This window comes from Vibrio sp. J383 (assembly GCF_023503985.1).
In the GTDB taxonomy this organism is placed as follows: domain Bacteria; phylum Pseudomonadota; class Gammaproteobacteria; order Enterobacterales; family Vibrionaceae; genus Vibrio; species Vibrio splendidus.
Window position 1 is genome coordinate 436,270 of the sequence record NZ_CP097294.1, and the last position, 23,651, is coordinate 459,920.

The window sequence follows — 23,651 nt, forward strand, 5'->3', positions numbered from 1 at the left end:
CTACAATCCAGACACACTGTTACGCGACAGATAAGCGGGGTTGTAATACTTATCCGCTAAGGTTTGCTCGCTGATTTCACTGTATTCAATCACGGTCTTTTTGCTCGGTTGAATCTTATCGAGCAAGGTCATCGACACAACTGTGGGTAAACCATCACGCACACCCTCTGTAAACCACGCTTGTTTTGCCAACTTTCCTGAACGCAGATACAAATCGGCTTTGATAGGAAACGCGCGATCTGACGTTAACCAAAGGTCAATCGATTGATAACTTGCCCCTTTGGTTTTCGCCGTTAGTTTAAGATGATGAGAACTTTGCTGCTCGCCAGATGGCATCTCAATATCTTGCTGAGTCACCCACTCACCTTGGTAATCTTCGCTCCAAGTTAGGGTCGAAATATCGCCAACCGAGGCTTCACCCAATAGTTTTTGCATCGGTGTAATACGAATTGGTCTGCGTGATTTCGGCATCAACAGCCAATAATTGTCTTCAATCACCAGCATCTTTTGTCCCGCTTCCACGGCCGATTTGAAAACCACTAACGACTCTCGATTTGGCCTTGTGTAAACATTGTATTCGCGGGTTTTATCAAGCTGATCGTTTTGGTACAGCGTCACCAAGGAAACCACCTTAGACGCTTTATCGTTGTCCAAACGATAGCTATCAGCTTTGGCAATCATCTCTGTGACTTGTTGCGAATCGACAGCCCAGCTTGGTGTCGATACTAGAACCAATGCAGAACCTAAAACAGTGAGTAAACGAGTAAACTTATACATAAACCAGCGCCTCCGTGATTGGCTTATTCACGCCTTTGCGAGCAGAGAAATAAGCAGCCAGCAAACATATCGTCAGCACACCTAAAGTGGCGTAACCAACTAATTCCAGTGAGAAGTAAATGTTGAGTGGGTAACCTTCGGTTCTGCCTGGAGGTGGCGGCATCTGTATATCAACTACCAGCAATAACAGCGACACTAAACCACTCACTAACGCACCGATCGCACTGCCAATCACCGCCAGTAATCCCGCCTCTTTTAAGAAGCCTGCCACGATTTCAGAAGGGTAACTGCCGAGTGCCGACAAGGTGCCAATTTCACGAGTGCGCTCGGTCACCGACATGGTCATGGTGTTAAACAAAGACACGAATACCACCAATGCCATAACAGCACCCATGATGCCGAAGATCCGGTCGTATAGATCTTTAACCTTAGTGTAGAAAAACGCGCGATCTTGCCACGGAGTAATCTCGATCTCTGTGCCTTGATCGCTTTGGCTCGCACTATTTCGATCTAAAGTCGATTGAATGCGTTGTTGAACGGTCGAAGTCTTGCTTGTTTCAAATAGGAACACCGACAAGGTACTGACTTTGTCTGAGGCCAAAAGCTCTTGGGCTGCGGTGATGTGAACATACAGCTGACGCTTATCCAGCTCAGGAACCCCAGTCGAGTAGATGCCCTGCACCTTAAAATCAAAGGCATTCAAAGCGCCATCACTAGTAGTCGCAAGCAGTGTCACCCAATCACCAACCGCAACTTTGAGGTTGCGAGCAAGGTCAGTTCCCAGCATTACTTGTGGCTCTTGACTGTCGTATCTTGGGGATTTCACATCCGACAGGGTTTGCCCGCTGCGCACATCAAGGAAAGGTCCTTTCATATCGAGCTCACGCTCATTCACGCCCGTTCCCATAAAGATGGTCGATTTGCTGCCGTTAGACACCAAACCGCTGAAGTAGACTCGCGGCTGCACACCACGCACGTCACTGTCACCAATGATGCTCTTGGTTAGTGTTTGAACATTATCGAGACCATTGCTCAGCGGCATGTCTTCGTCTTGTTCAAAATAACCCGGCGTGCTCAAAGTGAGATGACCAGTATCACGCGCCGTCGACTCTCTTAGTGATTCATAAGTGTAAAGCCCATAGCCACCCGCACTGGTCAATGCAAACACCGCAATCGCGATGATCAATACCGACAACAAACTGCGGCGACCGTTTCTCAATAAATTAAGCCACGCCAAACGCACCGAGGTAGGAAGCAAAAACGTGCTCATTCTTTGTGTTAACTTGCCCATGAGATAGCCTCCGTGGTTGCGGCTTGTGGAGCGAGTTTTCCATCGATTAACTCAATCACTCTGTCACAACGCTGCGCCATTCTTGGGTCATGCGTTGCGACGATAAAAGTCGTGCCCATTTCGTGGCCGAGCTCTTTCATGATATCGATCACAAGGTTCGCAGTGTGACTGTCTAAGCTGGCTGTCGGCTCATCAGCAATCACCAAGCTTGGGTTATGAATCAGCGCTCTGGCTATCGCGACACGTTGTTGCTGGCCACCTGAAAGGTTGTCTGGTCGGTGATGAACGTAATCCCCTAGCCCAACACGCTCTAACATGTCTTGTGCTCTGGTCTGCTGTTCTTGCTTAGAGCATTGGTTCAACATCAATGGATAAGCTACATTCTCAAGAGCCGTCATTACAGGAACCAAATTGAAGCGCTGAAACACAAAACCCAACGACTGACGACGAAAACGTGCAGCGGCGATTTGCTCTGTCGGATACGGCTGGCCATCAATGTTGATCTGCCCTCGATAGTCCATATCCAACAAACCCAAAATATTCAAAAGTGTGCTTTTGCCAGAACCCGACGGGCCGCACAGCGCCACCATTTCACCACGTTGGATGTGTCCATCGACCCCGTTTAGTGCATCAACACGTTGACCGCCCGTGACATATGCTTTGCCGATATCTTTAAATTCAATCATTTCGTTGTCCTCTTATTACCAATCCATTATCAAGCTCTCGTAAACCGCAATTGAGCTTTCACAGCTGTTATTTGGCTTTGGCAACTGTTACTTGGCTTTCGCTATTAGGGCCTTCGCTGTCATGGTCTCGATGTTTCCGGCATCGGTACTTTCCATTGTTTCAAGCCACACCTGTGCTTGCTCGAAGTCTTCAGCACGAATCGATGCGGTAATGGCGTAACGGTAAATCCATGAGGTCGCAGCGAAATGTTGTTGTTGGAAATCATCTTCCGCGAGTAACGAGAGGAACAAGTCATAACCACGATCGAAATGGTTAAACATGTCTGGCAGAGAGGTGTAAGTCACCGCAGCCATAGCGCGAGTCAGGTAAGAATCTGGCAGCCCTTGAACACGAGGTTGCTCATGAATCGGTTGGTCTTCGTCTTTAAGCAGCACCAGTGATTTATCAATGGTCGACAAACCCTTTTCCACATACTTCATCTTGTTCCAAGGTAAGAACGCATCACGCCCCATCAGGGTTTCTGTGCTTCCTAGGTAAACCAAAGTCAGTGGTGTTGCGCCATCTTTTTGCAGCGTGTCATTAAGGCGTTCATAAGCCACCTCAACCAGGTCTTCATTGCCTTGCGCGGCTTGATTGTAGATATCGAGCACGTCAGAGCTTGGGTTAGCCAAAGCTAATGACGGTGCAAAAGAAACAAGCGCAATCAGTAATGAACGCTTAAGCAGAGAAGTGGTAAAGCCTGATTTAAATGAGTGTGAAGTAGTCATGATTTCTAATCCCTTTCAAATGTTGACGTTGAAAGGTTAACTAGAATTTGTCATGTAGTTTTATCAATGCGACGAATGGTAATTACGAGGAGTGAATGGTTGAATCGGGGCGTGAGTGGTGGGAGCTCCAAACAAAAAGCACGAGTAGGAAAGGATAAAAAGGCTAGGTACGCCTAAAGCCTCTTATCAACTTCGTAAACTTTCAACGATCATTGAGCGAATCTGCAAGGAAATCGATAAACAATCGTAGTTTGAGGGGCATTGGATCTCGCTCAGGAAACAATGCATAGACATTTTTCTCTGGCATCAGATAGCTAGGTAGCAAGGGCAGCAATTCCCCAGACTGAATGGGTGCATTAGCAATAAAGTCGGGAAGCCTAGCGATCCCAAGCCCTGCAAGGGTCGCACACAGTAATGCTTCGCTGTTGTTGACTCGGTAATTGCCTTTCACTACAACACTGGTCACCTGATCTTGGTGACCAAAAAACCACTCGGCGCTCTCAGATGTATGACGATAGAGCAAAGCGTTGTGTGCACTGAGTTCGCAGATCTCGGTTGGGATCGACAAACCATTCTCATCAAAATACGTAGGCGAGGCGCAGATAACGCTACGGACGCTGGTTAACCGCTTCGCCACCAAACTCGAGTCATTTAAATCCCCAGCTCGAATCGCGACGTCATATCCTCCTTCGACAATATCGACGTAACCATCGTCCATCGTCATGTCGATGTGAATATGAGGGTAGCGTTTAAGAAATTGTGGGATGAGAGGGGCTAATACCAGACGACCAAAAGACATTGGCGCACTAACCCGCAATGTGCCAATTGCCTGATTTTGCTGACTGGTTGCTGCATCTTCAGCTTTCTGCAGCCAATAATTGGCTTTGGTGAGGTGATCATAAAACTGCTCACCAGATTCAGTAAGCGATACTTGGCGCGTAGTACGATGCAGCAAACGCACTCCAAGACTCGACTCTAGTTGGATCACCCGCTTGTTGACCGCCGAACGTGACACGCCCAGTTCACGCGCTGCGCCCGCAAAGCTCGATTGTTTTACCACCGCAAGGAAATAAGGAATAGCGTCTAAGTGCTGCATGATTGTCGCTAATTTGGATACAGTGTGGAGAGTGTAGAGCCTATTCTCTAATCAATCTAGGTCTTTTATCCTGATTTCATCGACTTCAACAATAGAGTAAGACATGAAATCACTGATAAAACCGACAGCGGAAAAAAGGCACATTAATGGTATCGGTCGGCAATTCCAGTCTCCGCTATACGTGGTCAGCATTGGCAGTCTTGTCGCCGTGAATTTTGCGTTAGCCAAATATGCTGTGACCATTGGCATTCCACCGATTGATGTCGCGATTATACCGATGGCAGGTGCAGCTATATTGTTGATGACGTTATTGGTTATGCGAGGTCAGCTCAACCGAACGGCATTGGTGCATTACCGTTATTATCTTTGGGCTGGTTTACTGGGCGTCGCAATTCCTAATCTGGCGTCAACCTATGCCCTACAATCTCTCAATACCAGTACGTTCAGTGTACTCGTCACTTTGTCGCCCATCTTTACCTTGTTATTCACCTTACCTTTCCAAGGCTCCTCGTTAACCTGGCGAAAAGTACTCGGGATCATGGTTGGGGTCGTTGCCGCACTCTCTGTGACTTTGTCACCACAAATGAACACGTCATCCCCTTGGTCAGCACTGGCCATTGCGCTACTCGTACCCATATTTTTAGCCGCTGGCAATGTCTATCGCAGTCGCGCGTTCCCCCCTCTTGCCAATCCAATTGTTCTAGCCGCTGGCATGCTGACACTACAGAGCATGATATGGCTTCCGTTTACTCATGCGGTCGATGGTGAATTCATTCCAAACGGAGCTGGCGTACTCGCGCTCATGGCAAGCTTATCAGCACTCAGTTACTTACTGACGTTTCGTTTTCAGCGAATCACCGATGGGCTGGGCTTTAGCCAAGTGGGAAATGTGGTGACCGTCGTCGGCGTTTCCATTGGGATCACGTGGTATGGCGAGCCATTAACGCTGCAATTGATCGCAGCCGTAATACTGTTGCTGATAAGCCTGTACTTATTTAATCACGCTAAATCTTAATCTCGTTCAAATCCAAATAGTTCAAATTCAAAGGAGCAATTGCTATGTCACCATTAATCGAACAGACAAAACATCTATATCAAATCGTCGACCAAAAGGATGTCCACGCCCTAATGGCACTACTGCATGATGACGTGTCGTTTCATTTTTCGAACGCCGCACCAGTAGTAGGAAAGCCAGCGGTCGAAGCGGTCAACGCAGCGTTCTTTGGATCAATTGAATCAATGACACATACGTTTTCTGGGATCTACGTAAACGATGATACGGTTGCGTGTGAGGGTCAGGTGGATTACGTGCGCCTAAATGGCAGCGCGCATGCCGCTAAGTTCGCGACTTTCTTATCTTTTAAGCAGGGGTTGATACATCAATATAAAATCTTTGCGGATGTCTCTGAATTGTAATGCCGACAAACCTTAAGTAAGCATGTTTGCCAAATTGAGAGCCTCAGAGCTAGCAATTTACCTATTCTTTTATATGAAGACTGGGAATTCACCAAAGCACAAACCCAAAAAAAATAGCCGCTAATCAGCGGCTATTTTTAGTTATCTAAACGAAGCTTCTATTACTCTTTCTATTTCTTTGTCTCTTCAACCACAGCTTTCATCAATACTGATGTATCCATGCGGCCTTGTCCTTGGGCAGACAGTGCCTTGTATGCGTTGTTGGTCTTTTCAGTCAGTGGAAGTTGGATACCTTGGCGTTCAGCTTCATCTAGACAGAAGCCTAAGTCTTTGATCATCCAATCAATCGCGAAACCGAAATCGAACTTGTCTTGCGCCATTGTGGTTGCGCGGTTTTCCATCTGCCATGAACCAGCTGCGCCGTTTTTCAGGCAATCAACCAGAGTTGGGATGTCCAAACCTGATTTTTCAGCAAGTACCAAGCCTTCAGATAAGCCGTTCAATACACCCGCGATGCAGATCTGATTAACCATTTTTGCGCGTTGGCCTTGGCCGACTTTACCCATCAGAACCGACGATTTTCCGTAAGCTTCGAATACAGGTTGAAGGTCGTTGAAAAGCGCTTGTTCACCACCACACATGATGGTTAACACGCCGTTTTCTGCGCCCGCTTGACCACCAGACACTGGTGCATCCATAAAGCGAATACCGGCTTGCTTCGCTGCCACTTCAAGCTCTTCAGACAGAACTGCCGACGTTGTGGTGTGATCGACAAGAATTGCGTTTGGCTTCATTGCTGCCAATGCGCCTGTTTCGCTGGTTGTCATGCTGCGTACATCGTCATCGTTGCCCACACAAACTAATACTACGTCAGCTTCTGCGACGCACTCAGCCACAGATTCTGCCGCTTTACCTTGGTGTTTATCAGCCCAGTCTAGCGCTTTGCTGTGAGTGCGGTTAAATACCGTTACTTCAAAACCGGCTTTGACTAGGTGGCCTGCCATTGGGAAGCCCATAACGCCTAGCCCGATAAAACTTACTTTCATTTCTTTCTCCTTTTATTTGACCGAGTCATCGCTATGAAAAGATCGAACACTCTCAATCAATGCATCAATAAGCAGGGTCAAAGCCTTTGGCTGATATTTTCTTTCTTTGTACACTAAATACGCTTGGCGATCACCCCGATGGTACTCAGGGAGCACTTGAATCAGATTCATCTCAGGGGATACATGACGAAAAGGCAATGAAGCGAGCCCCAAGCCTTTTTGCGCCGCGGCCGCCACCGCATGAATATCGTTGACGATGAACTTGGGTTTAATCGTGATCATCTGCTCTAAGCGGTCGGATTTGTAGAGCGGCATATCAAACACATCATCGACATTAATCCAATCTTGCAGCTCCAGGTCGTCCGGCTTTTCTATTGTTTCACGCGAATCCAAATATTCTTGGCTCGCGAAAAATCCGTGTTTGGCCTTGAAAAGCGGACGAGCAATCATGCCTTCCATATCCGAGATCTTAAACGTAATCAGTAAATCACGGTCGGTCTGCGGAATGAGCTGTTGTTGGCTCAGGGTAAGATCGAGCTGAACGTTTGGATATTGAGTGAGGAATTGCTCTACTGTCGACCGTAGAAAGCCACTATAGAAGTTATGAGGTACTGCGAGCTTAATCTTGCCTTGGATAGCATCACGCTCTTCCAACAAGCTATTAAAGCCTTGATGGATAGACTCCATGCCACTGCTCAGTGCAGCAAAGGCCGCCTCACCGTCTTTAGTGGCCACCAACTCTCGACCTTTCTTTTCCAAAAGACGAATATTCAGGCGCTCTTCCAATGCGGTTAACCGACGCGACATGGTCGACACAGGCAATTGCAGACGTTTCGATGCCGAAAGCAAAGAACCCTCTTCAACCACTGCACAGAATAAGAACAGATCATCAATGTTTCCAAATATGGAATTCATACTTCTATATGTGCCTATTTTTCTCATTAATGGATAGATGTAACCTTATCTCATCAACAACAGAAAATCACGGGAGAACATAGTATGAACAACAAACAATTTTGGGTCACCGCGATTTTATCTTCCTTGACCATGGCAACGATTATGTCTGGCCTTATCTCAGGTTACAAAATGGGCTTCAGCCACGAGTGGCCACCAATCTGGCTGCAGAGCTTTTTCATTGCTTGGCCATGTGCCATCACGCTCAACCTCACCGTGCTCCCTTTGATCAGAAAACTCTCAGCATGGATTTGTCGCCCGAGAACGCTTTGCGAACCTGAGATCACGGAACGATGATCAAGGGCTAATATTCAGGAGCTATGACCTAGGTTCTGCGATCAAAGAGATGCGTTCAAAAAGCTCTGCTCATGGATAAACGCCTGAATTACTCCCATAAAAAAACCGAGCACTAGGCTCGGTTTTTTGTATTCTACATTCTACTCACAAGAGCAAAGCTATCAATTATGATTGATATTACAGCTCAGCGTTGTGGTAAACCTGCTGAACGTCATCACAGTCGTCAAGCATGTCTAAGAACTTCTGGAACTTCTCAGAATCTTCTTCAGCTACTGGCGTAGTTGTTTGAGGAACGAAAGTGATTTCCTCAACGTCTAGCGTTAGCTCTGGGAACGCAGTGTGTAATGCAGTCTTCGTTTTGAAGAACTCAGTCGTTGGAGCGAATACAGTGATAACACCGTCTTCTAGCTCAACGTCAGTTACGTCTACGTCTTCCATCATTAGCGTTTCTAGGATGATCTCGTCATCTTCACCAGCAAACTGGAATACAGCTTGGTGAGCGAACATGTGAGAAACAGTACCTTCAACACCGATTTTCGCGCCAGTCTTAACGAAACATTGGCGAACGTCTTGGAAAGTACGGTTGCCGTTGTCTGTTAAACAGTCAACGATTACGCTTGTGCCACCTGGGCCAAAACCTTCGTAACGAGCTGGTTGGAAGTCTTCACCGCCGCCGCCGTTCGCTTTATCGATCGCTTTGTCGATAACGTGAGCGGGTACTTGGTCTTTCTTCGCTTTAGCAATCAGGTGCTTAAGAGGTAAGTTCATGTCTGGGTCAGAGCTACCGTTCTTAGCCAGTACGTAAATCTCTTTACCGTATTTAGAATAAACTTTAATTTTTGCGCCTGCAGTTTTCGCCATTGAGGCCTTGCGCACTTCAAAACTTCTTCCCATCGGGATCTTCTCTCTGATTCAATTAACGGTGCAAATTCTAGCAAATTACTGCGTCATTTCAATTCAACAGCTTTGCTGGGTAAGGTTTGTCTGCGTTTATGCGACACCCATTACTCGTTTGTATTTTTCAACAGACTGATCAAACCAAGCCTTTTCTTCAGGATCACCTAGCTTCATTGCTTCTTCAACAATGGCTTCAGGGCCACATTTCGCTTGCTTCAGTTTCCATACAAGAAACGATGCTTGCTTATCCAGTTCGATTTTATTTTTCTCGCTGGGTGGAAGGAGTGAAAGGTTGATAGACATTATTAGCCTTCGTCTGTAATACGCTTGGCCGAGAAATATATCATAGAGCAGCCTCATAAAACCAATACTATGAGCAATAGTGGGGGTTGTCGGACGAGAAAGCAGCAAGTCGCTGATGCAGGTCAAGCTACTTTGGGAGAAGTTACGCCCAATGATACGAAAGTATCGCTTATTCAACTCATACCATGAGCCGTTTAAGCGCTTATTCGACTCACCTTATGAGCCGAATAATAAGATAATCACATCACAGAGGTCGGAAAAAAGCCTCATCTATACCCAAAAAGGCTACTCACTCACCGCAAACACATCGCAGCGTGAGGCGCAGATGAAGTCATTCTTGTGCAGGCCTTTGATTGAGTGGCTCCACCAGGTGACGGTGACTTTGCCCCATTCCAATAAGATCGAAGGGTGATGGAATTCTTCTTCTGCTAACTCTGACACTTTGTTGCTGAATGCCCATGCTTGTTTGTAGTTCTTAAACTTAAACACCTTCTCAAGTTGTGGGATGCCGTCTCTTTCGATGATCTGCCAATCAGACAACTCCAACAGTAAAGATTGTTGGTCATCTTTATTAAGAGAAATTGCATCGATACTGCAGGCTTCGCATTTTTGTTCATTCAACATGTGTTGGTTCCTTAGGTTCAAAAAGTGGTGGTAGTAATCCCTCGTCTATCGCGAGATCAGCTTGCTGCAATAGGTTTTCCTGACTGATTTTGAAGAGCTCAGACAGCTCATCAATCACGTAATATTTCGGTTGTATGATGTCGATGCGATAAGGGGTTCTTAAAACCGTTTGCAGATCGAACCGCTCACGAACGGCCAAGTCCCCTTCCAACGCATACATGGTTTCCGCCGGAGACGAAAGAATGCCACCGCCATAGATTTTCAGCCTATCGCCTTCTTTTACTAAACCGAACTCGACCGTAAACCAATACAAACGGGCAAGATACGCACGCTGTTTAGGTGTAGCTGCTTGGCCTAGTTTGCCGTAGTGCTCAGTGAATGTCGCAAAATCGGTATTGGTGAGCATGGCACAGTGACCGAAAATTTCATGAAAGAAATCAGGTTCTTGTAAGTAATCGAACTCGTCTCGTGTTCTCAGAAATGTCGCAACTGGGAATTTCTTATTGGCGAGTAAATCAAAGAAACGGTCGAAATCGATCAACGCTGGCACAGGCTGTACCTGCCAACCTGTTGTTTCCATTAGCACTTTGTTTATCTCTGGAAGCTGGGGAACTCTGTCTAATGGCAGATCCAGCAGGGTCAAACCGTGCAAATAGGCATCGCATGCGCGGTCATTAATAACGTCCAGTTGCCTTTTCACTAAGTCGTGCCAAATGGCGTCTTCTTCGAGGCTCCACTCAACCCATCCCTCTTGGCTCACGGGCTTAGAATGATATTGAGTCATTACACACCTCCTTTCGAATGTCTCCCTTTAAGCCTATCTCCACTCCTTATATCCGCCAATTTGCGCGATTTTTCGAAACAAGCGATCATGTAACATTTTATTTACACAATTTCGACAACCCCTTATTTTGCTGATCTTTTGACTTTGTAAAACCTAAATACCAGACTGAAAACGTTAACTTTTTGTTAAAGGTAAAGGAATGCACGAAAGCAATAAGCCAATTTGGCAACCTAGTGAGCAGCGTATAGCACAAGCCAACGTGACCCGATTCATGGATAGCCTTGATCAGCAGGGCGTACTCGAGCGGGAATTGAAAAACTACGCGGAGCTTCATCAATGGTCTGTGGAACATCCAGAGTTGTTTTGGCAGAACGTATGGCAGTTTTGTGGAATGGTCGGCTCGCAAGACTGTATTAATAAAGCACAAGGCGAGCGCATCAACATTCAAGGCGAGAGCCGCTGGCAGCAGCCTAAATCGAATCGCGATGCGGTTTGGTTTCCGAATGCGCAAGTAAACTACGCCGAAAATTTGCTGCGTTTGGCGCAAGAGATTCCGGATGAACGTGCGATTTGGTTTGAGAATGAGCGTGGCGAACAACAGAGTTATACATGGAAAACCCTGTGTGAAGCTGTCTCTAGTGTTCAACAGTGGCTCCTGGATTGTGGCGTGGAGCAAGGTGATGTAGTTGCCGCTTATACCCCTTATCTGCCACAAACCGTGGTCGCAATGCTAGCGACCACCAGCTTGGGGGCGATTTGGACATCAACCTCACCTGACTTTGGCGTCGAGAGTGTGATTGAGCGATTTGGCCAAGTGAAACCCAAAGTGTTGTTCACCTGTGACGGTTACACCTTCAATGGCAAAATGTTCGATATGACGGACAAGAACCGTGAAATCATCGAACACTTAAACGAATTAAAACAGGTGTGTCAGATCAGTTACTTGAAACCGAACAATGATTTAGATAAGAGCGATTTAGAGAAGAGTCATTTAGAGAAGAACAACGTTGAACACAATGTGTTAACCCAAAGCTGGCACAGCATCATTAATCACTATCAGCCAAAACCTCTTCGATTCACTCGTGTGAACTTCAATGAACCTCTGTTTGTACTCTACTCTTCCGGCACAACGGGCAAGCCAAAGTGCATTGTGCATTCTGTTGGCGGCACCATCATCAATCACCTAAAAGAGCATCAACTTCATTGCGATATAAAGCCCAACGATCGCGTGTTCTATTACACCACTTGTGGCTGGATGATGTGGAACTGGCACGTCTCTGCACTCGCCAGCGGGGCTTGTTTGGTCATCTTTGATGGCAGCCCAGTTTATCCGCAACCTAACGTTCTGTGGGATTTAGCGCAGCGAGCTGATGTATCGACATTTGGCACCTCAGCCAAGTACCTAGAAGCGATTGAGAAAGCGGAGCTCTCACCGATCGACAGTCACAACCTTCCTAAATTAAGAACACTGTGCTCGACCGGTTCAGTGCTCTACCCAGAGCAGTTCGATTACGTCTACATGCACATCAAACAAGACCTGCATTTAGCGTCCATTTCTGGTGGCACGGATATTTGTGGCTGCTTTGTTTTGGGTAACCCAATCTCGCCTGTGTATCGCGGTGAGTGCCAACAGGCAGGGCTTGGAGTCGACATCAAAGTGTTCAATTCGTCTGGTCAAAAGGTCAATCACGAACGCGGCGAACTGGTGTGCACCAATTCCTTACCCAACTTTCCTGTAGGCTTCTGGAATGACACCGGAGAGCGCTATCACAGCACTTATTGGGATAGATTCGATAATGTGTGGCATCACGGTGATGAAGTCGCACAGAGCGAACATGGCGGCTACCTGTTCTACGGGCGAGGCGACACCACACTCAACCCTGGTGGCGTGCGAATTGGTACCGCTGAGATCTATCAACAAGTGAACACCATTGACGGCATAGTTGATTCTATCGCAGTCGGTAAGGACATCGACCGCAACGAACAGATATGGCTGTTTGTTCAACTACAACAAGGTGTGGATCTAGATGATGAGTTACTGACAGCCATCAAAAGCAAACTCAAATCCTCTTGTTCACCAAGACACGTGCCAAGCCAGATATTTGCGATCAGCGATGTGCCAAAAACACGGTCGGGCAAGCTTGTGGAGCTAGCAGTGAAACAGGTGATCAATGGCAAGAGTGTAGAAAACCTCGGGGCTATCGCTAACGCCGAGGTCTTGGAAGAGATAAAGCGCGTTGTGTCGCTTTAGCGATTAGGCCTAGAACGTAGCAAGCTATCTCCACTTTTCACTTGGCTGTCAGATAACATCTGAAGTAAAGGCAGCCGATTGAAAACCGATGACTGAGTGAAGAAAGCAACGGGAGAAGCATTAAACACTGAACACTTTAAGCAGCCCTTGATTTGCCAATAAAAACCGAATCGAAACTACTCTTTAAGCTCGTGAACCCTTGCCTCAGTTTTGCCCCGTACCGTTTCTAAAGTTCTTAATGAGATCTGAACGTCATATTTAAAACAAAAATGTTAAATTATTCATTTTTTGGGCTGAGATAATATTCACTAAAGACGAATCATTTATACAAAAAAAGAGTCCACCACTGGATTGTATCCCAGCTTATGGATATTTAATCGAATTATAATAATTACCGTTTCCACAGCTCTATTTCTAGTGAAATGATAATTTGATAGCTATCACATTTAGAACGGTTATTTTCCCATACTATCTCGGCATGTTAATTACTTAAGAGTAATTAAAAAACATAGTCATTGTTATTAATAAGCTTGAATTTAATTAGAAACAAGCGGTTAATCCCTACGTAAAATAAATAAAATCATTATTAAATGATCGGAGATCATTATCATGCGGATAGTATTAGCTTTAGGCGGTAACGCTCTTTTAGCAAGAGGACAAGCATTAACGGCTGAGAACCAACGTGAAAATATAATCAAATCAGCGGCGAGTATTGCTGCAATCGCACGCGAGCATGAGATTGTTATCGTTCATGGTAATGGCCCACAAGTAGGTTTGTTGATGGAACAAAACGCGGCTTATAGCGAATATTCGCCAGAGACTACCCCATACCCAATGGATGTACTCGGCTCTCAAACCTGTGGCATGGTGGGCTACATGTTACAACAAGAGCTAAGAAACATTGACCCTGAATTAGACGTAGCGACGCTAGTCACGCAAACTGAAGTATGCAAAAAAGACCCTGCGTTTGCTAACCCGACAAAATTTGTTGGGCCTGTATATACAGAGCAACGAGCTAAAGAGTTAATGGCTCAAAGCACAATGCAGTTTAAAGCAGATGGCGAGTACTACCGACGCGTTGTGCCTTCTCCTATGCCAAAAAGCATTGTTGAAATACAGCAAATTGAAACACTTCTAGATACAGAAAACCTTGTTATCGCTTGTGGCGGCGGCGGTGTTCCCGTGAGTATTGAACAGGGTAAGAGTACTGGCGTAGAGTGCGTAATCGACAAAGATCTTACGGCTGAATTACTGGCTGAAAAAATCCATGCTGACCTATTTATTATCTTAACCGATGGTTCGATTTACCGTAACTATGGTAAAGAAGACCAAGCAGAAATGAAGCAAGCAACGCCTGCTGGTTTAGCAGAATTTTCGTTCCCTGCTGGTTCTATGGGGCCAAAAATTGATGCCGTGTGTAAATTCGTTGAAGCTGGATTGGGTAATGCGGCGATTGGTTCATTATTTGATTTAGATAAAATAATTACCAATGAAGCTGGTACTCTGATTACGAAAGGCGAAGGTATTGTTTATTACTAACCTTATCGAGTGATAAATACTACTAATATAAATTATATTACAAGCCTCTTATTTAATTATAATGAGGCTTATTTTATTAGGACCGTTTAATGCTAGATGAGATAAATATTCATAAAATTAGAAATTAAACCTGAAAAGAATGAATACATAATATCTTTAAATATACCAAAGCGTAATTATAACGAGACTTCATCCAAATAACGTTTCCAGTTCATAAAAAACAATTCAATACGTTCACATCGGTGCATTCGCATCCGCTTGGTTCTCTGGCATCGCATCAATAAAAGCGGGTAACTGATTACACGCTTCGACAATCGAGTTAATCAGCGGATAAGACGACATATCAACATCAAAACGCAGTGCATTATAGACTTGTGGCACTAAGCAGATATCGACGATGCAAGGCGCATCCGTGAGGCTATACACTGAATCTCCATGTGCTTTTCTGTGCTTCGCCAGCTTCTCTTCTAACGCTGAAAACCCTTGGCTCATCCAATAGTGAATCCAATCCATTTTAGCCTCTTGCCCGCATGATAATTCTCGCTCCAAATACTGCAACACACGTAGATTATTAAGAGGATGAATTTCCATCGCAATGTCCTGAGCCATTGCCAGCGCTTGATAGCGCAGTGGTGTTTGCTCAGGGATTATCGAGGCTTCTCGGCTGCTCACACACAAATAGTGCTCATCGAGATATTGAAGAATAACCAGCGATTGATTGAGCTGAACGTCACCATCCACCAGCACCGGCACTAATTCACTGGCATTGAGATCGCGATATTGTGGATCATGCTGCTCGCCGCCATTGCGCACCAAGTGCACCGATTTAGACTCATAGCTGAGTTGCTTTAAGTTTAATCCAATACGCACTCGATAGGCAGCGGAAGAGCGCCAGTAACCGTAAAGTATAATGCTCTTGTTCACGATGCTCTCGCTCATATAGAAATCCTATTATGTGGATTATAGCGCTCGATACTGGCTCACTTTTTGGTCTATCGCGCCAAAAATAGAATGACCTGCAGCATCAAACATCTCAAGCTTGATCGAGTCACCAAACGACATGAATTGAGTCGAAGGCTTACCATCACGGATGGTCTCAATCATACGAACTTCAGCTATGCATGAATAACCCACGCCGCCCTCGGCAATTGAGGTGCCGTGGTCAGTGCCTTGCTTATTCGATACCGTGCCTGAACCTATGATCGCGCCTGCCGATAATGGTCGAGTTTTCGCTGCATGCACAACTAGTTCGGCAAAATTGAAAGTCATATCGACGCCCGCATTCGGACAACCAAAAGGTTGGTCGTTGTAGGTCGATATCAACGGTAAATGCACCTTGCTGCCTTTCCATTGTTCACCAAACTCATCAGGTGTCACAGCGACCGGAGAGAACGCCGAAGACGGTTTAGATTGGAAGAAGCCAAAGCCCTTAGCAAGCTCTGCCGGAATCAAGCCACGCAGCGACACATCGTTCACCAACATCAGCAGACGAATCGAATCATGCGCTTGCTTGGCGCTAGCACCCATCGGTACATCACCGGTGACAACCGCGACTTCACCCTCGAAATCGATGCCCCATTCGTCGCTAACAAATTCAATATTGTCACGCGGGCCGATAAACGCATCTGAGCCGCCTTGGTACATTAAAGGATCGACCCAGAAGCTTTCTGGCATTTCAGCACCACGCGCCTTACGCACCAGTTCAACGTGGTTGACATACGCGCTGCCATCCGCCCATTGATAAGCGCGTGGCAATGGCGATTCACAATACTGAGTGGCAAACACTTCACTGCCAGTCACATGCCCGTTGTTTAACGAGGTGTATAACTCTTGTAACTGAGAAACAACGCTGTCCCAGTTATCCAAAGCCACCTGCATGGTGGGTGCAAGGTGCATCGCGTGGAAGATTTCGGTGGCAGCTACGCACTGTTTGAGATCTTTACTCACGACCATCAATAGACCATCGCGAGTGCCATTTTTCTTGGTTGCTAATTTCATCCTTGTCCCTTATTTCTTATCGTCAGCCATTTCTTTCAAACCAGAGTCTTGCCAACTGTAGACATATTCTTTGTTTTCAACGCTATCGAGTTCATCAGAGAACTGCAGTGCATGGCGAGTATCGATCATCACCGCAACTTCATCGGTAAACTTCTTCTTATGCGCCTGACCTGCCTTAAAGGCTTTAGGGTGAGGCCCATGCGTGAAGCCCGCAGGGTGGAAAGTCACCATGCCCGCTTCAATATTGTCGCGACTGAAGAAGTCACCAGCGTGATAGAACAGCACTTCGTCGTAGTCATCATTGTTGTGGTAAAACGGCACTTTCAATGCACCTGGATCGCTCTCAATCGGTCGCGGTACAAAGGTGCACACCACAAAGCCTGCGCCAACAAACGTCGTATGCGCAGAAGGTGGCAAGTGGTAGCGATGTGACATCAACGGTCTAATATCGCGCCAATTCACTTTCACCACAGCTAAGTCGCCGTGCCAACCAATTGCATCCAATGGATTGAACGGATAGGTGATCACGCTGACTTTGTCGTGACGTTTTACCTGAACCTGAGTCTGGTTTTCCGAATACTGAGCGCGAAATTGATCATTGATTGAAGGGATGTCGAGCACCGCCGGATCAAACACCGCGTGATTACCGACCATGCCTTTCTCTGGCAGGGAGTAAGCCGCGTCTGTGTTCTCAATCATCAAGATGAACATCGGCTCACTTGGCTCTAAACGCCAGTTGGTTGAGCGCGGGATCATCACGTAATCCCCTTCACTCACCGCTAGATGACCATAGTCACAATAGAGATCGGCGCTACCTTGGTGAATGAACAGCAGCTCATCACCGTCGGAATTACGCACTAAGAAATCCATCTTCTCATCCATGCGCCACACACGAATTTTGCAGTCCGCATTGTGCAAAAGATGAGGCACCGCCCAAGGGGTTATCTGGCTGGCTTTTTCCACCAGCGTAAAATCAAAAGCGCGAGGGCGCAGATCGCCCTCCCACTCCGACCAACCTGTTGGGGCATGTTGGTGATGAAAATGAGCGGCAGGGCCGAAGAATCCACTTCGGCCCGCCTCTCGCTCATAAATTGCCTCTTCGGGGAAGTCGGCATGCGCTTGTTTAGAGCACACCCCCTCCCGATGAGGAAACGAGATCCATTTATGCATCGTCTAATACTCCTCGACGAATCTGGTCCTCTTCAATCGATTCAAACAGCGCCTTGAAGTTGCCTTCGCCAAAGCCTTCGTTGCCTTTACGCTGAATGATTTCAAAGAACACAGGCCCGATTACCGTCTGCGTGAAAATTTGCAGTAAGATGCCATCTTTGGTCGGTGCGCCATCAATCAGAACGCGTAGGTCGCGCAGCAGATCGGTATCTTCACCGTGGCCTTTCACACGATCATCAACTTTCTCATAATAGGTATCTGGGGTTGGCATAAAGTCCATACCGCGATCACGCAGAGTCTTCACGGTTTTGTAGATGTCATCTGTGGCGAGTGCGATGTGTTGGATGCCTTCGCCGTTGTATTCGCGAATAAACTCTTCGATTTGTGATTTGTCGTCGGAAGACTCATTGATTGGAATTCGGATTTTGCCACACGGTGAGGTCATGGCGCGGCTCACAAGGCCTGTCAGCTTGCCTTCAATGTCGAAGTAGCGAATCTCGCGGAAGTTGCCAAGACGCTCATAGAACCCAGACCATACATCCATATTGCCTTGTTTCACGTTGTGCGTGAGATGGTCGATTTCATACAAGCCAACATTGGCTTCGGCCATGCGTTGTTCCGCATCGTCATAGAATCGGAAATCGACGTCATAGATGCTCTGCTTGCCATAACGATCCACAAAATAGAGCAGGCTTTCACCGATGCCGTAAATGGCAGGAATACTCAGCTCCATCGGCCCTATTTCTGTTTTGTACTCTTCACCACCGCCCTTAAACGCTTGTTCCATTGCAGCTGTTGCTTCGTTGACACGAAAGGCCATGCCGCACACCGATGGCCCATGCACTTTAGCGAACGCTTCCGCTTGGCTGTGTGGCTGTTCATTAACGATGAAGTTGATGTCACCTTGTCGATACAGCCAAGCCTCTTTTGAGCGATGCTTGGCGACCTCAGCAAAACCAAGTGACACAAACAGTGCTTTAAGTTGCTCAATTCCCTTGTGGTCAACGGCCGTGTATTCAACAAACTCGAATCCATCCGTGCCAAGCGGGTTGTATGTATCCACCATGAACTTTCTCCTTGTACCTATTGGTTTTGTATTACGTGATTTTTGCCCTTAATTAAATTTGGCCCACAAGCGGAAATAATGGAATGGATGGAGGAAAATGGGCAATTTCGATGAAAACCCGTCAACTTGTAAAATATTTGTTACACACAGACAACTAAGGCAGGAAAGTGAGTGCTATCAAGGGATTGAAAGATGGTGGTTTGATTTACAGCAGAGCAAGAGATGTTATTGAATTGTTACATCTATCCTTTTGTCAGCTAAGGTAATAAATCGAACATTAGACTGATGATGCAAAAAAGCCGCTGTCGTCAGCGGCTTGATGAGTTCTAGAGCGAACCTAATTCGAATTGAAAATTTGCGTTAATCCCAGTTGAGAATCGACCAATTCGGTTGATCAGCCAGTGCTTTCAAACGCGGGCATGGATTCACCAAGTAAGCAAAATCAGCGTGTTCACACAAAGGTAAGTCGTTGATTGAATCGGTATAAAAGTGAATGTCTGAGTAGTTAGTTTCTTGATTGTCTAACCACTCTTTTAAACGGGTGACTTTGCCTTCACGGTAGCTTGGCACACCTGATATTTGAGAAGTAAAATGGCCTTGGTTTTCAATCAAATCAATACCGAGTGCATTCTCGATACCAATCTTGCGACCCACCGCTTCCACCAAGAAAGTCACGCTGGCAGAGATGATCAACATGTCGATATCATCATTCTCAAGCTGCTCAATCAAGGGTTTCGACTGCTTGAACTGTCTAGGCAAAATATGCTGTTCAACACACTCTTCCACCAATGCGGTGACTTGCTCTGTTGGCATATCGGCCAAAGGCTGCATGGAAAACGTGAGGTAATCTTCCATGTTCAGTTTGCCTTCCGAATACAAGCCCATTAAGCGCTTATCTTCTTCAATAAAGTTGGGCGCTGTGGCAATGCCCTTTTCAACCAAGAACTCATTCCAAAGCATTGCTGCATCAGCATTGATCAGCGTTTCGTCCATATCAAATACATACAAAGGTTTGAACATCTTAGGCTCTCACAGGTTGAATTTCGTTAAGGTTAAACAGGAGTTCAAGTTGACTGCCATTGGCCAACAATCGTTCAGAAGAACGGTTAAGTAGGTCGACCGTTAATTCACACTCATCAACGTCCACTTGGTAGCGAATCACGTTACCCAAGAGCTGGTGGTTGCGAATGGTGCCCGTTTTCGGCGCGGAGATATGTTCGCCATATTGTCGACCTTGCTCTTTCACGTAGATAGACTCAGGTCGAATCGCCACTTTCCACTCTGTTTCAATATTGAAAAGTTGCTTGGCTTTGTTCGCTTGCACCAGATTGTAGTGACCCATGAACCCAGCCACAAATTCATTGGCTGGTTGAGTGTAGATCTCTTCGGGTGTACCTGCTTGTACGATCTCGCCTTTGTTCATCAAGAAGATACGGTCAGACATGATCATCGCTTCCTCCTGATCATGAGTCACGAAGATCGTGGTCAGATTCATCTCTTTTTGAATATCTCGGATCTGTTGGCGTAGGTGTTTACGGATCTTAGCATCCAGTGCAGAAAGCGGCTCATCCAACAACAAAATACGCGGCTTCACCACCAAAGCTCTTGCCAAGGCCACACGTTGGCGCTGACCGCCCGATAACTGATGCGGGTAGAACTTCTCTTTGCCCGTTAAGTCCACCAGCCCAATCACTTTCGCGACTTCACGCTTAATCTCATCAGCAGCAAGCTTTTTCATCTTGAGGCCAAACGCAATATTCCCCTCAACCGTCATGTTCGGGAACAGCGCATAAGATTGAAACACCATGCCGATGCCACGCTGTTGCGGCACTTGGTGAGTAATCTCTTCGCCATTCACCCAGATTTCGCCACCATCGACCGGATTCAAACCTGCCAAGCTGCGCAGCAGCGTTGATTTACCACAGCCACTCGGGCCAAGCAGCGTGATGAATTCGCCCTTCTCGATGGAAAATTCAATGTCTTCAAACACCGTGTTGTCACCAAAACGCTTGGTGAGGTTTTTCGCATTTACATAGCTCATTATTTTGTTCCCTGGCTGAAACGACTTGCCAACCAAGTCAGTAAGAAAATAAACAGGAAGTACGTCATCACTAAGGCTGACGTGAAGTGGCCGCTGGTTTGACGCATGTTGTATAGGTAGATTTGCAGTGTCTCGTAACGTGTACCCACCAAGATGTTGGCGAACACGAACTCGCCCAATAGGAACGAGAACGACAAGAACAGCGACGCCATTAAGCCTTTCTTAAGGTTTGGCAGAATAATCAACAAGAACGCCTTGGTGGTGCTTGCACCGAGTAGGTGTGCTGCGTCCATCAAGTCGTGCAGGTTGATCGCTTCAAAGCTGTTGGAAATCGCGCGATACATGAATGGCAGCGCGATGGTGAAGTAGGTGCCAATCAAAATCCACGGCGTGCCTATCAAGGAAATTTCACTATCAGCATACAGTTGAAGCAAACCCACCGATGACACCACCGGCGGCACGGCGAACGGCAATAAGATCAGGATATTCATCACCTTGTCGAGTTTCGGAAAATAGTAAAACACCACGAAAATCGCAGGCAGAACCAACACCACACTCAGTGACAACGCAGCGACACAGATAAACAGTGAACGACCAAAGGCTTGTAAGAAGCGAGGATCTGTTAGCAAGTTGATGTACCAATCCAGAGTGAAACCATCAGGCAAGATCGTCGCGCCCCATCGAGAAGAGATCGAGTAGATAAAGGTCGCTAAGATCGGGATCATCATGATGCCGACAATCGAATAGACAACCGTTTTGTGAAAGCGAGTATTTACGGTGTTCATTACTTTCTCTTCCCTGCGTAGCTTTTGCTGATCAGCCATTGGTTAATCACAGTGATGAAGGCCAGCATCGCCATCAAAATCACGGAAATTGCTGCAGCTAGGTTTGGCTCTAAGAACAAGTCGCCCGATACCAAGCTCGCGATTCGAATCGTAATCACGTTGTAGTTTCCTGAGGTCAACGCATACACGCTCGCATACGCGCCAACCGCATTGGCAATCAAGATGATGAAGGTGCCAAACAAGGCTGGAGATAACACAGGCAGCGCGATTTTGGTCCAGTATTGCCAAGTTTTCGCACCAAGCAGTGCAGAGGCGGCTTGCCAATCGTCACTTAAGGCATCGAACGCTGGATACAGCAACAACACCGCTAATGGGATCTGGAAATAAATATAAATCGCCAGCAAGCCCCACTTGCCGTACAGGTCAAAATCACCCAGCAATCCATACTGCTTGAGCAATAAGGTGATCGCCCCATTAGTGCCCAAGATAATGATGAATGCGAACGACAAAGGCACACCAGAGAAGTTGCTGCTCATATTGGTGAAGGCAATCACCGCATCGCGGATTTTAGAATCAACGCGGCGCAATGAAGAAACGAGCAGAGTCGCAATCGCTAAACCAACAATGCTCGACCAAATCGACAACCATAAACTGTTGCCAAAAGCCTGCATCATAAAGGCAGAATCGAACACTTCAGAATAGTTTTCTAGAGAGAGCTCATCGTCATAGAAGAAGCTGTTGATCAGCACCCAAACCATGGGAGCCAGTTGGAACAGATAGAAAAACAGCGCGAAAGGCGCAAGCCACAAAGCGGGCTTGAAGCGTTTGAACCAAGATTTGGTTTTGGGTTGAAGCGCAGAGCCATCGCTCTGCGTGATTACAGAACTGCTCATAGGGCCAACAATTCCTGAGTGTAAGATTTATCGTGTTCAAGGTTGAGTAACTGACACACGCTGCCGCAGATATCGGTCTGTTTCACTGAACACTCTTGGTGTGTGAACTTATCGCCAATCACAAAGAAAGGCACTTCACGCTCTTCAGGCAGAATACCACCGTGAGACAAGTCATTGTTCATGCCATGGTCACTGGTAATGATCACTTGATAACCATCGTCTACCCATTTCTCAAGGTAGTTCGACAGGTAGATATCCGCGCCACGTGCACTATTGCGGTACTGGCGAGAATCCAACCCATGCTTGTGTCCAATATCGTCAATGTTCATTGGATGAATCAGCAAAAAATCAGGCTGATGAGTCACGCGCAGGTGCTCTGCATCCAAGAACAAGGCTTCATCTGGGTAGTGGTCCCAGTGGTAAAAACAACCATGCTGGATATTCATGGTTTCGTCGTTGGTAAAACGGTCACGGACCGCATCAAATGGCGCTCGGTTATACAACTCGCTCACCCAATGATAGGCCGCTGCAGCCGTCACCTTGCCCTGCGATTTAGCCAAGCTAAAGATCGACTCGTGATTCGACAAACGCACAATTTGATTGTTGACGATGCCACTCTCGACAGGGCGAACCCCAGTTAAAATGCACTCATACAGTGGACGTGACATAGACGGCAGCTCGCACTGCACAGGGTAAAGCGTGGCGCGCAGCTTATTTTTTTGCGTGCTCTGCGAAGTGCTCTGTTTATTACGCAAATCGCCTTGGTTATTGTACGAATCGCCCTGTTTTGTCTGCAAATCGCCCTGTTTCTCATACATATCACTTTGCTCTAGAAGACCGTTCAGGTAGCCCATGCAATCACGGGCTACCTGATAGTTCAGTCCATCTAGAACAACAAGGATAACCTTATTGCTCATGGTCTATTCTCTATTGCTTGTTTCTATAAGCCACCCCTTACAGGTGGCGTGT

25 protein-coding genes and 1 pseudogene are annotated in these 23,651 nt (G+C 46.6%); 6 read left to right on the forward strand and 20 right to left on the reverse strand.

Annotated features, from left to right (window positions below; all coding sequences use genetic code 11):
* From M4S28_RS18560 to M4S28_RS18580, 5 genes are all read right to left on the reverse strand, one after another.
* Nucleotides 1–777 (reverse strand): outer membrane lipoprotein-sorting protein, encoded by a 777-nt coding sequence (locus tag M4S28_RS18560; protein ID WP_249633468.1) that lies wholly within the window; start codon nucleotides 775–777, stop codon nucleotides 1–3.
* Nucleotides 770–2,068: an ABC transporter permease gene (locus M4S28_RS18565; RefSeq protein ID WP_249633469.1), complete on the reverse strand. Its 1,299-nt coding sequence runs from the start codon at nucleotides 2,066–2,068 to the stop codon at nucleotides 770–772. Before M4S28_RS18565 ends, M4S28_RS18560 begins: the two co-directional genes overlap by 8 nt.
* Nucleotides 2,056–2,754 carry an ABC transporter ATP-binding protein gene (locus M4S28_RS18570; protein WP_102462082.1) on the reverse strand — a complete coding sequence of 233 codons (699 nt, stop codon included), beginning with the start codon at nucleotides 2,752–2,754 and terminating at the stop codon, nucleotides 2,056–2,058. Before M4S28_RS18570 ends, M4S28_RS18565 begins: the two co-directional genes overlap by 13 nt.
* 87 nt (nucleotides 2,755–2,841) lie before the next feature.
* On the reverse strand, nucleotides 2,842–3,522 hold the full coding sequence (locus tag M4S28_RS18575; RefSeq protein ID WP_249633470.1) for a hypothetical protein: 681 nt from the start codon (nucleotides 3,520–3,522) through the stop codon (nucleotides 2,842–2,844).
* Nucleotides 3,523–3,724: 202 nt separating this feature from the next.
* Nucleotides 3,725–4,618 carry a LysR family transcriptional regulator gene (locus tag M4S28_RS18580; RefSeq protein WP_249633471.1) on the reverse strand — a complete coding sequence of 298 codons (894 nt, stop codon included), beginning with the start codon at nucleotides 4,616–4,618 and terminating at the stop codon, nucleotides 3,725–3,727.
* 208 nt (nucleotides 4,619–4,826) lie between these two features.
* Between M4S28_RS18580 and M4S28_RS18585 the strand changes: the two genes are divergently transcribed.
* Together M4S28_RS18585 and M4S28_RS18590 are read left to right on the forward strand one after the other, a co-directional pair.
* Nucleotides 4,827–5,633, forward strand: coding sequence for a DMT family transporter (locus M4S28_RS18585; protein ID WP_231903074.1), 807 nt, complete (start codon nucleotides 4,827–4,829; stop codon nucleotides 5,631–5,633).
* Nucleotides 5,634–5,677: 44 nt separating this feature from the next.
* Nucleotides 5,678–6,034 carry a nuclear transport factor 2 family protein gene (locus M4S28_RS18590; protein WP_004732643.1) on the forward strand — a complete coding sequence of 119 codons (357 nt, stop codon included), beginning with the start codon at nucleotides 5,678–5,680 and terminating at the stop codon, nucleotides 6,032–6,034.
* Nucleotides 6,035–6,204: 170 nt separating this feature from the next.
* Here M4S28_RS18590 and M4S28_RS18595 read toward each other — a convergent pair whose 3' ends face one another.
* Together M4S28_RS18595 and M4S28_RS18600 are read right to left on the reverse strand one after the other, a co-directional pair.
* Nucleotides 6,205–7,080, reverse strand: coding sequence for an NAD(P)-dependent oxidoreductase (locus tag M4S28_RS18595; RefSeq protein WP_050052652.1), 876 nt, complete (start codon nucleotides 7,078–7,080; stop codon nucleotides 6,205–6,207).
* A gap of 12 nt (nucleotides 7,081–7,092) precedes the next feature.
* Nucleotides 7,093–7,995 carry a LysR family transcriptional regulator gene (locus M4S28_RS18600; RefSeq protein ID WP_249633472.1) on the reverse strand — a complete coding sequence of 301 codons (903 nt, stop codon included), beginning with the start codon at nucleotides 7,993–7,995 and terminating at the stop codon, nucleotides 7,093–7,095.
* Nucleotides 7,996–8,079: 84 nt separating this feature from the next.
* On the opposite strand from M4S28_RS18600, the gene M4S28_RS18605 reads away from it, so the two are divergent.
* On the forward strand, nucleotides 8,080–8,331 hold the full coding sequence (locus M4S28_RS18605; protein ID WP_249633473.1) for a DUF2798 domain-containing protein: 252 nt from the start codon (nucleotides 8,080–8,082) through the stop codon (nucleotides 8,329–8,331).
* 177 nt (nucleotides 8,332–8,508) lie between these two features.
* Here M4S28_RS18605 and M4S28_RS18610 read toward each other — a convergent pair whose 3' ends face one another.
* From M4S28_RS18610 to phhA, 4 genes are all read right to left on the reverse strand, one after another.
* The gene (locus tag M4S28_RS18610; RefSeq protein WP_004732617.1) at nucleotides 8,509–9,225 is read right to left on the reverse strand and encodes a YebC/PmpR family DNA-binding transcriptional regulator; all 717 of its coding nucleotides are present in this window, start codon (nucleotides 9,223–9,225) and stop codon (nucleotides 8,509–8,511) included.
* 96 nt (nucleotides 9,226–9,321) lie between these two features.
* Nucleotides 9,322–9,531 carry a DUF3283 family protein gene (locus M4S28_RS18615; RefSeq protein WP_004732615.1) on the reverse strand — a complete coding sequence of 70 codons (210 nt, stop codon included), beginning with the start codon at nucleotides 9,529–9,531 and terminating at the stop codon, nucleotides 9,322–9,324.
* 285 nt (nucleotides 9,532–9,816) lie between these two features.
* Nucleotides 9,817–10,155: a 4a-hydroxytetrahydrobiopterin dehydratase gene (locus M4S28_RS18620; RefSeq protein ID WP_017084970.1), complete on the reverse strand. Its 339-nt coding sequence runs from the start codon at nucleotides 10,153–10,155 to the stop codon at nucleotides 9,817–9,819.
* Nucleotides 10,145–10,939, reverse strand: coding sequence for a phenylalanine 4-monooxygenase (gene phhA, locus M4S28_RS18625; RefSeq protein ID WP_017094167.1), 795 nt, complete (start codon nucleotides 10,937–10,939; stop codon nucleotides 10,145–10,147). Before phhA ends, M4S28_RS18620 begins: the two co-directional genes overlap by 11 nt.
* A gap of 199 nt (nucleotides 10,940–11,138) precedes the next feature.
* Between phhA and M4S28_RS18630 the strand changes: the two genes are divergently transcribed.
* Complete coding sequence (locus M4S28_RS18630) at nucleotides 11,139–13,190, forward strand: acetoacetate--CoA ligase (RefSeq protein WP_249633474.1); 2,052 nt, start codon at nucleotides 11,139–11,141, stop codon at nucleotides 13,188–13,190.
* A 609-nt stretch (nucleotides 13,191–13,799) separates the two neighbouring features.
* Nucleotides 13,800–14,729 (forward strand): carbamate kinase, encoded by a 930-nt coding sequence (locus M4S28_RS18635; RefSeq protein ID WP_249633475.1) that lies wholly within the window; start codon nucleotides 13,800–13,802, stop codon nucleotides 14,727–14,729.
* A 234-nt stretch (nucleotides 14,730–14,963) separates the two neighbouring features.
* On the opposite strand, the gene maiA is transcribed toward M4S28_RS18635, so the two are convergent.
* From maiA to hppD, 4 genes are read right to left on the reverse strand one after another with little or no spacing between them, the layout of a single operon-like run.
* Entirely contained in the window at nucleotides 14,964–15,668 is a 705-nt protein-coding gene (gene maiA / locus M4S28_RS18640; protein WP_249633476.1) for a maleylacetoacetate isomerase, read from the reverse strand.
* A gap of 21 nt (nucleotides 15,669–15,689) precedes the next feature.
* Nucleotides 15,690–16,727: a fumarylacetoacetate hydrolase family protein gene (locus tag M4S28_RS18645; RefSeq protein ID WP_249633477.1), complete on the reverse strand. Its 1,038-nt coding sequence runs from the start codon at nucleotides 16,725–16,727 to the stop codon at nucleotides 15,690–15,692.
* A 9-nt stretch (nucleotides 16,728–16,736) separates the two neighbouring features.
* Complete coding sequence (locus tag M4S28_RS18650) at nucleotides 16,737–17,897, reverse strand: homogentisate 1,2-dioxygenase (RefSeq protein ID WP_076667470.1); 1,161 nt, start codon at nucleotides 17,895–17,897, stop codon at nucleotides 16,737–16,739.
* Complete coding sequence (hppD, locus tag M4S28_RS18655) at nucleotides 17,890–18,963, reverse strand: 4-hydroxyphenylpyruvate dioxygenase (RefSeq protein ID WP_017091952.1); 1,074 nt, start codon at nucleotides 18,961–18,963, stop codon at nucleotides 17,890–17,892. The genes M4S28_RS18650 and hppD overlap by 8 nt, the downstream gene beginning before the upstream one ends.
* Before the next feature lie 83 nt (nucleotides 18,964–19,046).
* On the opposite strand from hppD, the pseudogene M4S28_RS18660 reads away from it, so the two are divergent.
* A pseudogene (locus M4S28_RS18660) lies at nucleotides 19,047–19,229 on the forward strand (hypothetical protein).
* Nucleotides 19,230–19,323: 94 nt separating this feature from the next.
* On the opposite strand, the gene M4S28_RS18665 reads toward M4S28_RS18660, so the two are convergent.
* From M4S28_RS18665 to M4S28_RS18685, 5 genes are read right to left on the reverse strand one after another with little or no spacing between them, the layout of a single operon-like run.
* A complete protein-coding gene (locus tag M4S28_RS18665; protein ID WP_249633478.1) occupies nucleotides 19,324–19,983 on the reverse strand; it encodes an HAD family hydrolase in 660 nt (219 codons plus the stop codon).
* Nucleotide 19,984: 1 nt separating this feature from the next.
* Entirely contained in the window at nucleotides 19,985–21,004 is a 1,020-nt protein-coding gene (locus M4S28_RS18670; protein WP_004732593.1) for an ABC transporter ATP-binding protein, read from the reverse strand.
* A complete protein-coding gene (locus tag M4S28_RS18675; RefSeq protein ID WP_102502129.1) occupies nucleotides 21,004–21,789 on the reverse strand; it encodes an ABC transporter permease in 786 nt (261 codons plus the stop codon). Before M4S28_RS18675 ends, M4S28_RS18670 begins: the two co-directional genes overlap by 1 nt.
* Nucleotides 21,789–22,682 (reverse strand): ABC transporter permease, encoded by an 894-nt coding sequence (locus tag M4S28_RS18680; RefSeq protein WP_249633479.1) that lies wholly within the window; start codon nucleotides 22,680–22,682, stop codon nucleotides 21,789–21,791. Before M4S28_RS18680 ends, M4S28_RS18675 begins: the two co-directional genes overlap by 1 nt.
* Complete coding sequence (locus M4S28_RS18685) at nucleotides 22,679–23,599, reverse strand: alkaline phosphatase family protein (RefSeq protein WP_102445559.1); 921 nt, start codon at nucleotides 23,597–23,599, stop codon at nucleotides 22,679–22,681. Before M4S28_RS18685 ends, M4S28_RS18680 begins: the two co-directional genes overlap by 4 nt.
* Nucleotides 23,600–23,651: the final 52 nt, after the last annotated feature.

Coding starts and splice junctions, on each gene's coding strand:
- M4S28_RS18575 (WP_249633470.1), bottom strand. CDS start 3,522: ATGACTACTTCACACTCATTTAAATCAGGCTTTACCACTTCTCTGCTT.
- M4S28_RS18600 (WP_249633472.1), bottom strand. CDS start 7,995: ATGAATTCCATATTTGGAAACATTGATGATCTGTTCTTATTCTGTGCA.
- M4S28_RS18590 (WP_004732643.1), top strand. CDS start 5,678: ATGTCACCATTAATCGAACAGACAAAACATCTATATCAAATCGTCGAC.
- M4S28_RS18650 (WP_076667470.1), bottom strand. CDS start 17,897: ATGCATAAATGGATCTCGTTTCCTCATCGGGAGGGGGTGTGCTCTAAA.
- M4S28_RS18620 (WP_017084970.1), bottom strand. CDS start 10,155: ATGTTGAATGAACAAAAATGCGAAGCCTGCAGTATCGATGCAATTTCT.
- M4S28_RS18645 (WP_249633477.1), bottom strand. CDS start 16,727: ATGAAATTAGCAACCAAGAAAAATGGCACTCGCGATGGTCTATTGATG.
- hppD (WP_017091952.1), bottom strand. CDS start 18,963: ATGGTGGATACATACAACCCGCTTGGCACGGATGGATTCGAGTTTGTT.
- maiA (WP_249633476.1), bottom strand. CDS start 15,668: ATGAGCGAGAGCATCGTGAACAAGAGCATTATACTTTACGGTTACTGG.
- M4S28_RS18665 (WP_249633478.1), bottom strand. CDS start 19,983: ATGTTCAAACCTTTGTATGTATTTGATATGGACGAAACGCTGATCAAT.
- M4S28_RS18685 (WP_102445559.1), bottom strand. CDS start 23,599: ATGAGCAATAAGGTTATCCTTGTTGTTCTAGATGGACTGAACTATCAG.
- M4S28_RS18570 (WP_102462082.1), bottom strand. CDS start 2,754: ATGATTGAATTTAAAGATATCGGCAAAGCATATGTCACGGGCGGTCAA.
- M4S28_RS18670 (WP_004732593.1), bottom strand. CDS start 21,004: ATGAGCTATGTAAATGCGAAAAACCTCACCAAGCGTTTTGGTGACAAC.
- M4S28_RS18560 (WP_249633468.1), bottom strand. CDS start 777: ATGTATAAGTTTACTCGTTTACTCACTGTTTTAGGTTCTGCATTGGTT.
- phhA (WP_017094167.1), bottom strand. CDS start 10,939: ATGACTCAATATCATTCTAAGCCCGTGAGCCAAGAGGGATGGGTTGAG.
- M4S28_RS18595 (WP_050052652.1), bottom strand. CDS start 7,080: ATGAAAGTAAGTTTTATCGGGCTAGGCGTTATGGGCTTCCCAATGGCA.
- M4S28_RS18580 (WP_249633471.1), bottom strand. CDS start 4,618: ATGCAGCACTTAGACGCTATTCCTTATTTCCTTGCGGTGGTAAAACAA.
- M4S28_RS18675 (WP_102502129.1), bottom strand. CDS start 21,789: ATGAACACCGTAAATACTCGCTTTCACAAAACGGTTGTCTATTCGATT.
- M4S28_RS18605 (WP_249633473.1), top strand. CDS start 8,080: ATGAACAACAAACAATTTTGGGTCACCGCGATTTTATCTTCCTTGACC.
- M4S28_RS18615 (WP_004732615.1), bottom strand. CDS start 9,531: ATGTCTATCAACCTTTCACTCCTTCCACCCAGCGAGAAAAATAAAATC.
- M4S28_RS18565 (WP_249633469.1), bottom strand. CDS start 2,068: ATGGGCAAGTTAACACAAAGAATGAGCACGTTTTTGCTTCCTACCTCG.
- M4S28_RS18680 (WP_249633479.1), bottom strand. CDS start 22,682: ATGAGCAGTTCTGTAATCACGCAGAGCGATGGCTCTGCGCTTCAACCC.
- M4S28_RS18635 (WP_249633475.1), top strand. CDS start 13,800: ATGCGGATAGTATTAGCTTTAGGCGGTAACGCTCTTTTAGCAAGAGGA.
- M4S28_RS18630 (WP_249633474.1), top strand. CDS start 11,139: ATGCACGAAAGCAATAAGCCAATTTGGCAACCTAGTGAGCAGCGTATA.
- M4S28_RS18610 (WP_004732617.1), bottom strand. CDS start 9,225: ATGGGAAGAAGTTTTGAAGTGCGCAAGGCCTCAATGGCGAAAACTGCA.